General features: G+C 43.2%; 10 protein-coding genes. 4 read left to right on the top strand and 6 right to left on the bottom strand.

Annotated elements, in window-relative coordinates; translation table 11 throughout:
- Window positions 1–53: 53 nt before the first annotated feature.
- Together LZT22_RS12595 and LZT22_RS12590 are read right to left on the bottom strand one after the other, a co-directional pair.
- The gene (locus tag LZT22_RS12595) at window positions 54–533 is read right to left on the bottom strand and encodes a hypothetical protein (protein ID WP_233925650.1); all 480 of its coding nucleotides are present in this window, start codon (window positions 531–533) and stop codon (window positions 54–56) included.
- Between the two features lie 293 nt (window positions 534–826).
- Window positions 827–1,801, bottom strand: coding sequence for a YafY family protein (locus LZT22_RS12590; RefSeq protein WP_233925649.1), 975 nt, complete (start codon window positions 1,799–1,801; stop codon window positions 827–829).
- Between the two features lie 122 nt (window positions 1,802–1,923).
- On the opposite strand from LZT22_RS12590, the gene LZT22_RS12585 reads away from it, so the two are divergent.
- Window positions 1,924–2,289, top strand: a complete 366-nt coding sequence (locus LZT22_RS12585; RefSeq protein WP_233925648.1) for a hypothetical protein — start codon at window positions 1,924–1,926, stop codon at window positions 2,287–2,289.
- Between the two features lie 49 nt (window positions 2,290–2,338).
- The gene (locus LZT22_RS12580; RefSeq protein WP_233925647.1) at window positions 2,339–2,635 is read left to right on the top strand and encodes a hypothetical protein; all 297 of its coding nucleotides are present in this window, start codon (window positions 2,339–2,341) and stop codon (window positions 2,633–2,635) included.
- Here the strand turns inward: LZT22_RS12580 and LZT22_RS12575 are convergent.
- The 4 genes from LZT22_RS12575 to LZT22_RS12560 form a co-directional block, all read right to left on the bottom strand.
- Window positions 2,630–3,085, bottom strand: a complete 456-nt coding sequence (locus LZT22_RS12575; RefSeq protein WP_233925646.1) for an HAD domain-containing protein — start codon at window positions 3,083–3,085, stop codon at window positions 2,630–2,632. The genes LZT22_RS12580 and LZT22_RS12575 overlap by 6 nt on opposite strands.
- Before the next feature lie 411 nt (window positions 3,086–3,496).
- Window positions 3,497–3,655, bottom strand: coding sequence for a hypothetical protein (locus LZT22_RS12570; RefSeq protein WP_233925645.1), 159 nt, complete (start codon window positions 3,653–3,655; stop codon window positions 3,497–3,499).
- A gap of 5 nt (window positions 3,656–3,660) precedes the next feature.
- Window positions 3,661–3,963 (bottom strand): hypothetical protein, encoded by a 303-nt coding sequence (locus LZT22_RS12565; RefSeq protein ID WP_233925644.1) that lies wholly within the window; start codon window positions 3,961–3,963, stop codon window positions 3,661–3,663.
- A 25-nt stretch (window positions 3,964–3,988) separates the two neighbouring features.
- Complete coding sequence (locus LZT22_RS12560; RefSeq protein ID WP_233925643.1) at window positions 3,989–4,354, bottom strand: hypothetical protein; 366 nt, start codon at window positions 4,352–4,354, stop codon at window positions 3,989–3,991.
- Between the two features lie 146 nt (window positions 4,355–4,500).
- Between LZT22_RS12560 and LZT22_RS12555 the strand changes: the two genes are divergently transcribed.
- A complete protein-coding gene (locus LZT22_RS12555) occupies window positions 4,501–6,375 on the top strand; it encodes a DUF3857 domain-containing protein (RefSeq protein WP_233925642.1) in 1,875 nt (624 codons plus the stop codon).
- Entirely contained in the window at window positions 6,368–6,817 is a 450-nt protein-coding gene (locus LZT22_RS12550; protein WP_233925641.1) for a Smr/MutS family protein, read from the top strand. The genes LZT22_RS12555 and LZT22_RS12550 overlap by 8 nt, the downstream gene beginning before the upstream one ends.
- Window positions 6,818–6,925: the final 108 nt, after the last annotated feature.

Below are 6,925 nucleotides of genomic sequence, written 5' to 3'. Positions count from 1 at the left end.
TTAGGTTATAGACCACCAGCACCCCAAACCCAAGTACCCAAACTATTGCAGAATCAACCCATGTTGCTGCAATGATTTACTATGGAAAAACTCTCTTTGGTAGTGGACCTAAATTGACAGCAGTTCACACGCATAGTGCTACCTTTTCTTTTTTTACCATTCCACTTTATTACACCCTCATAAGCTAACCATAAGCGATGAGATTCGCTGACATTTTTAGCAACTTCTTTACTTGGGACAATATAAAACTCAAATTTTTTATCGCTATCAGCCTTAGGTATTCCAGCTAATACCCAAATAAAGTTTTTACCAAAGTACTTTTCAGCTTTTAATCCAACAGTTACTGTCTTGTTGCCTGGAACATATGTTTTAACTTGAATATGTATAAACTTTGTTCCTTCAGTGTTACTGCATAAGATATCTGTGTTTGGTGTATTGCCCATAGTAACTACAGCCACTAAATCTCTTCTACATAATTCACCAGCAACAAAGAATTGTGCAGAACTTCCTCGTGCGTTTTTATTCTCACCCATGGCTTACCTTTTTTTTATTAGTTTCTTAGTCTATCAGCTTTAGCTTGCTGTTTCAGTTGTTTTGGCTCTAGCTTCGCTAACTAAAGCTTTATCCAGCCTTAAATCCAATCAGCTAAAGATAACTTAAGTCAGTGATACCGTACTACGCTAAATCCCACATCAAGGATGGTGATAACTTTCCCAGTGCTGTGGATGTCCATTTACTTGCATCAGTTTCTTCGCGCAAGTGTTTGATAGCAGCGCAAAAAAAGCTGAGGATGAGGCTAGGATTGAGGCCAAGAAGTTACCCTGCATTAATTTTTATAGACAGCTAAAGCTGCGCCAAGCTCAGTTATTATTTTTTTCTTTAAATCTGCAGGGCCTAATACCTCAACTCCAGAGCCATGTTTGAGAATATCCATCATGAGCTCTGGGTCTTGGTCGTAATCAAACTCAAGCGTATAAAATCCATTCTGGTCAAAACTACTGACTTGTTGGCCATGCCAGGTTTCTGCCGCGACCCAGCGAGCGTGTAAGGGCGTAAAGCGGAGTTTGGCACGGTGGGTAGCTTTTCCTGAAAAGATCCCGTAGCTTTCGGTAAAGTGCTCTTGCAGCTGCTTTTCTGGGATGTCATCCGCTTTAGTGGTGGTGATATGGGCTTGGCGAATGCCATCCAGCGCAAAACTTCTTAAACCCTTACGCAGATGGCAATAAGCATCTAGGTACCAGTTATCACGGTAATAAATAAGACGCTGAGGTGAGACTTCACGATCAGTAGTTTCATCTTTGCCTTTAGAGTAATACTGAATTTGTAAGCGCTGCCGCTTTAATAGGGCACTACCAATCTCAGCAAAATTTTCAATTGAGTTCTTACGCGCTGCCATACCAATGACTTTGATGCGTTTGCGTAGCTCTTTCACCGAGGTTTCACTACGACTCATAATGCTGTCGATAACGGCAGTGAGAGGCTCGATATGGGGGCCGATCAAGCCACCTTGATCAAGCGAAGACAGTAAGTGCTGCATAAGCACCAATGCTGTAGCCTCCTTTTCGTTAAACCAAAGGCCTGGTAATTCAGTTTGAGCCGCTGCCGCTTCATTTTTAAACTTATAGCCATTATTAAACCGGTCATAAACAATGTCAGCGTTTAAGCGATCGCGCAAAAAATCAAGGTCGCGCTTAAATGTCGCTTCCGAGATCTCTAAATCGGCTAAAAAGTCTTCTTTAGGCACGCATTTACGCTGCAAAATTAGGTAGGTAATGCGGTGCAGGCGATCTTCATGGCTCATGGCAAATCCTTCCAGTTTTTATGACTGTATCTCGTTTAAAGCTCATTTTGTGAGCTTTTCGTAAAATATTCTAGAAATTAGTAATTTTGACTATAAAAATACGTCCCAATATAAGGAAATGAATGAAACTCAACTGCAGCATCGGCGATCTTGCGATTACTGTGAAGTGCCACTGCCCCGAGAACCTCGGTAGTATTGTGCGAATCAAGGGGTCTAAAGGATTAATTACCTGGCCCAAGGAAGACGGGTTGATGCAAATCTGGGAGGTCGAGGTTGCATCTAGCAATGGTTGGCTAGTGTATGAGCGCAATGGCATGGTTGAATCCTATAAAGCGGGCCCAGCACCTGATGCGTACTTGCGTAGGCTCACACCGCCAACTTATTCCTTGCAACACGAATTTGCCGACGCAGAGCAACTACATATAGATTTTCATGAAGTTGATACTCAGGAGGATTTAATCGAGGCAGAGCAAACAGATGATCTTTAATTCCAGAAACGGGAATTACCATCTCAACTGTGAGCTTGGCATGATTGCTATGACTAAACGCACCAAGTTTTCTGTAAATCGCGGCATTATTGTACGCATTGAAGATTCCTTTGGGCTCATGCACTGGCCAGAGCTACATGGTCTTGTGCATGTCTGGCAAGTACGTGTACTAACGGCAAAAAGTGCGCTGTGTTATTACCTACCAAGAAGGAGTGAGCTTAAGCATGAACGCATTGGTTTAATCCCCGATCGCTTTTTAACCCCACTTACCCCCGTTACCGGACAATTGCGGTTTGAGTTTGAAGATTACGAACCAGAGCCCGATTTAGAACCCACGGCTTTATAACGCAGGAACTTGCGAGCTAGTGCCAAGCCAACCGTTAAGTAGACTAATTTCACGCTCAGTAATGCCTGTATTTGGGTTACAACGAATAAGTTCTGGGCAGCCAACAGGAAATTCCCAATAGGCATCATCTAAGGCGCGCCACTGGACTGGCTTGCAGTCTAGTTGTGAGACATAACTAATGATTTCGTAATAGCGGGAGTGCTTGCCAATATAGGGCGCTCCAGTCATGCCAATCACTTTGATGGAAACCTTCTCAGGAAGCTTTGCGCAGAGTTCTTCAAGTGAGTATTGAAAGCGCCAACTAGTTGAAAGAATAATCCGGCAGTCTTCATCGGTAATAGCTTCTAGTAAAGGTGCTTTACTTAAAAGCCCTTGGCCATGGGCACTAGTGGGGTGGAGTACACCATCAAAGTCGAGAAAGAGTAATTTTTTAGAGGGTTGACTAGCCAAAGTAGATTTTAAGTTGAATGAAGAGATCTGGAGACGCACGAGTATATAGAGCGGTGAAAAATACTCGCGAAAATGGTGAACCATTGTACGGCCTCATACTCAAATAGCCCGAGCCGCGTCTCAATCATGAATAAGAGTAAAAAGACGCCAATTGATTGCAGAAAATGAAATCGCTCATGATGCAAATTAAGGTGTATGGCTTGCTTCATATAATTTCATCCTCGTCTTGTTCTTGTAACTCCATAATGATGAAATTACGCTGAACAGGGTCGTATTTGTCGTTCAAAGTCCAGAGTTTTTTAATGCCTCGAAAACGAAAGCCTTCGGTTCCTTGGTCATTAAGAATCGTTTCTACGACGTCAGAATCCGTGGTAACGGGTTCCATTTTGATCAGTCTATAGCAATAGGTTTTCATTTTTTTCTGATTTCCGTTTTGAGAAAATAAATGATGACATCAAAAAATAATAGTGCCAAACCAACTGCAAGCCATAAAAGACCAGTAGGACTTACATAGGCCTGCTCCATACCATAGAGCGATAAAAAAATTAGAAATAAGCCAATGATTTTCATGATGATTACCTTTTGCTTGGTGAGTAACCAATCCGGTTACCGTTGTTGTCGTAAATATTGGTGACGCCAGAAGGCGCTTGAGTTTCGTAGCCAATGCGGTTTCCTCGGTTGTCGTATACGCCATTTGTCGCGTTCCAGTTGCTCGCACTGTTATCCCAATTGCTCGGGCTATTACTCCAGTTAGAAGAGGAGTTATCCCAATTACTAATACTGTTATTCCAGTTGGCTGGCGAGTCATTCCAATTCGCTGTTTGCGCAAATACGGTGGCAGAGCAAAAAAGCTGTAAGGCAATAATTGTGGTTTTCATGAGTTTTTCCAAAATAAGGTGCAAATTACCAACCCTTAACGCTTGGGGCTTGAGGCGCTTGTCTGGGTGCACCAAGGGTAGTGTTGGGCTGCATGACGACGGGCGCGGTTGAGACGCCTTGATATTGGCCTTGTGGACTATAAAAACTAGTCTGGCCATGATCTGTTTGAAACGATTGGGTATTTTGACCGGCAGCGTTATACACATTGGTTACACCACTGGGTGAAGTCTGGCTATACCCACGGTACTGGCCTTCAGGCCCGTAAATAGCCTGGGCAAAAACAGGCCGAATCGATAAGATCAGCTGCGTTGCAATTAGTAAAATGAGTATGCTTTTATTCAATAGGGCAGAATAAGTTGGATAGCTCACTCCAAACTGAGTCGATTTCATAAGAACACTCCTTTTTCAGTAGATAACTTAACAATAAAACGCGTAAGGCTCACCTAATGAGCTACTAGCTCAAGAAAATAAAGAAACTAGGAATTACTTCAGTAGTCATCAAAATCCGCTACATTAAGTAGCATGGGAAACACCACATGAAATTTGCTCTACAGTCGCTTACCGGTCTTGCCGCAGTTTTGCTAGGGGGTTACTTCTTAATTTACGCCTCCCTGCCGCATGCAGGTCAACTTGAGGCCTTATCGACGATTGAAAAGCAAGTTATTCACGAAACCCTCAATGCCGATGGCACGGTAGTCGAGATTGAAGAGTTGACTAAAGTTGTGCGCTCTCAATTAGCGATTGAAAGTGAATCGCAGGCCGATTTACCCTTTAATAGCAGCTTAGAGACCCTCGAAATCTTAGATGCTTACACCATAACCCCGCAAGGTAAAAAAATAACTGTAGCGCCTAATGCGATTCGAATCGTTGAAGATGATATTGCCAAGGGCGCAGCTATTTTTTCTGATCAAAAACACGTGATCATAATCTTTCCTAATGTGAGCGTGGGCACTAGAACGTATTACAAAGCGAAATTAACTACCAAGCAAGCTGTGATGCCAGGGTATTTTTACAGCCACTTTAGTTTTTCTCCGCAACTTGAGTACGACGCCTTTGATTACACCTTAACTTACCCAGCCGATCGAAAACTATATATTGATACAAAAGGTATTAAAGGGGGTGTGGTAGAGGATTTGCCTAGTGGCATGAAGCGCTTCAGCCTTAGTTATCAAAACAAAGCAATTTATTTAAGGGAGCAGTTACAAGTTGCCTATCACGACTTTGCTCCGTATTTCCGTATATCTAGCATGGATAGCCAAGAAACCTTTGCCAAAGCCTATGAAGAGCGTACTAAAAGTAAAGCTGCAGTAACACCCGAAGTGCAAAAGCTAGCCAATGATATTACTAAAGGCATTGACGACTCCAAAGAACAGGCTAAGGCCCTTTATAACTGGGTTACGAGAGAGATCCGTTATGTGGCGATTTTTCTAGGTGATGGCGGCATTATTCCGCATAGCGCTAATACGGTCATTTTAAATCGGTATGGCGATTGCAAAGACCACAATGTTTTATTGATTGCACTGCTAAATGCTAAGGGCATTGAAGCAAGCTCTGCCCTGATTAATTCTGGTGGTGCCTATACCTTACCCAAGTACCCCATCATTTCGCCTATGAACCATGTGATTACCTATTTACCCAAATGGAATTTATATGTCGACTCTACATCTGAGCTAGCCCCCTTTGGTGTCTTACCGCAAGATGAGTTAGATAAACCCACAATTCTGACTAAGCTTGGCAAGATAGGACGAACCCCGAAACCCTTAGCGGAGAATAATCAAGTCATTACTGGCGTAAGGATGACGATTTCTGAAGATGGCATGATTAAAGGTAGCTCCCATACAAATTATGTAGGCACAGCAGAACTAAGTGCCCGCTTGAAATATGAGGGTGGCGATACCAGCTTAGCAGAGCGCTTTGTGCGCAATCACTTTGCCAAGTTTAGACAAACCGGAGAAGGCAAACTGAAACTAAGCCATGTTTATGACCTGAATAAGCCTTTTGAAGTCGATGGAGAATTTACACTTGACGCGGTAGCTAATGTACCTGGGCCTGGCGCTATGACCATACCCGTGGGCTTGGGACCAGGTGAATTAGCCACCATTGCCAATGATCGACCGCCAGAGCTATTTCGTGAGCCATATACCTGCAGCACTAGAACTGTAGCCGAAGGATATGACATTGTGTTTCCAAAAAATGTCAAAGTTACCCGCATTCCAAGCGCTGTGAGCTATAAAAAAGATGGCATCCTGTACAGCTCTAGCTATTCTCAAAATGGCAATACCGTTACCGCAACAAGAAAACTAACAGTGCAAAGACCAGGGGCTGTGTGTCAACCCGCTGAAATGCAAAAGTGGAAAGCGTTTTATCAAGTCTTTATCAAAGATATGCGTGGGCAGATTTTTTATGAGTAAACCCAGAACCTATTTATGTCGTTGCCCGCAGTGTGGAGGAGAGCGTCAGGTTATGGGGGTATGTCGACTGTGCGGTAGCGCAGACGTGCCAGAGGCCATCACCGAGACACTCATCTTTGATCTGGAATTGGGCGCTCCCTTAGTAGAAGAGGCGATTGCCAAGTTTGAACAGTACCTCGGAGTGGCGAGTAATGCAGGTTTTAAAACGATGCTCGTAATTCATGGATACGGCTCAAGCGGCAAGGGCGGGGAAATCCGTAAAATCCTACGCGATAACTTAGAGCATAACTTTTATTCAGATCGCATCGTTGATTATTACCCTGGGGAAGACTTAAAAGAGGGTAATGAATCCTATACTCAGTTATTAAAACGCAGACCTAGTTTGCAAAAGCAAAAGAAACAATTTAAGAATAGTAATGCGGGTGAACTGCTGTCAATTTAGGTCCACTACCAAAGAGAGTTTTTCCATAGTAAATCATTGCAGCAACATGGGTTGATTCTGCAATAGTTTGGGTACTTGGGTTTGGGGTGCTGGTGGTCTATAACCTAA

The organism is Polynucleobacter sp. IMCC 29146 (assembly GCF_021395195.1).
Taxonomy (GTDB): Bacteria; Pseudomonadota; Gammaproteobacteria; order Burkholderiales; family Burkholderiaceae; genus Polynucleobacter.
Note: the sequence above shows the minus strand (reverse complement) of the source record. Positions and strands in the feature narration are given on the sequence as shown.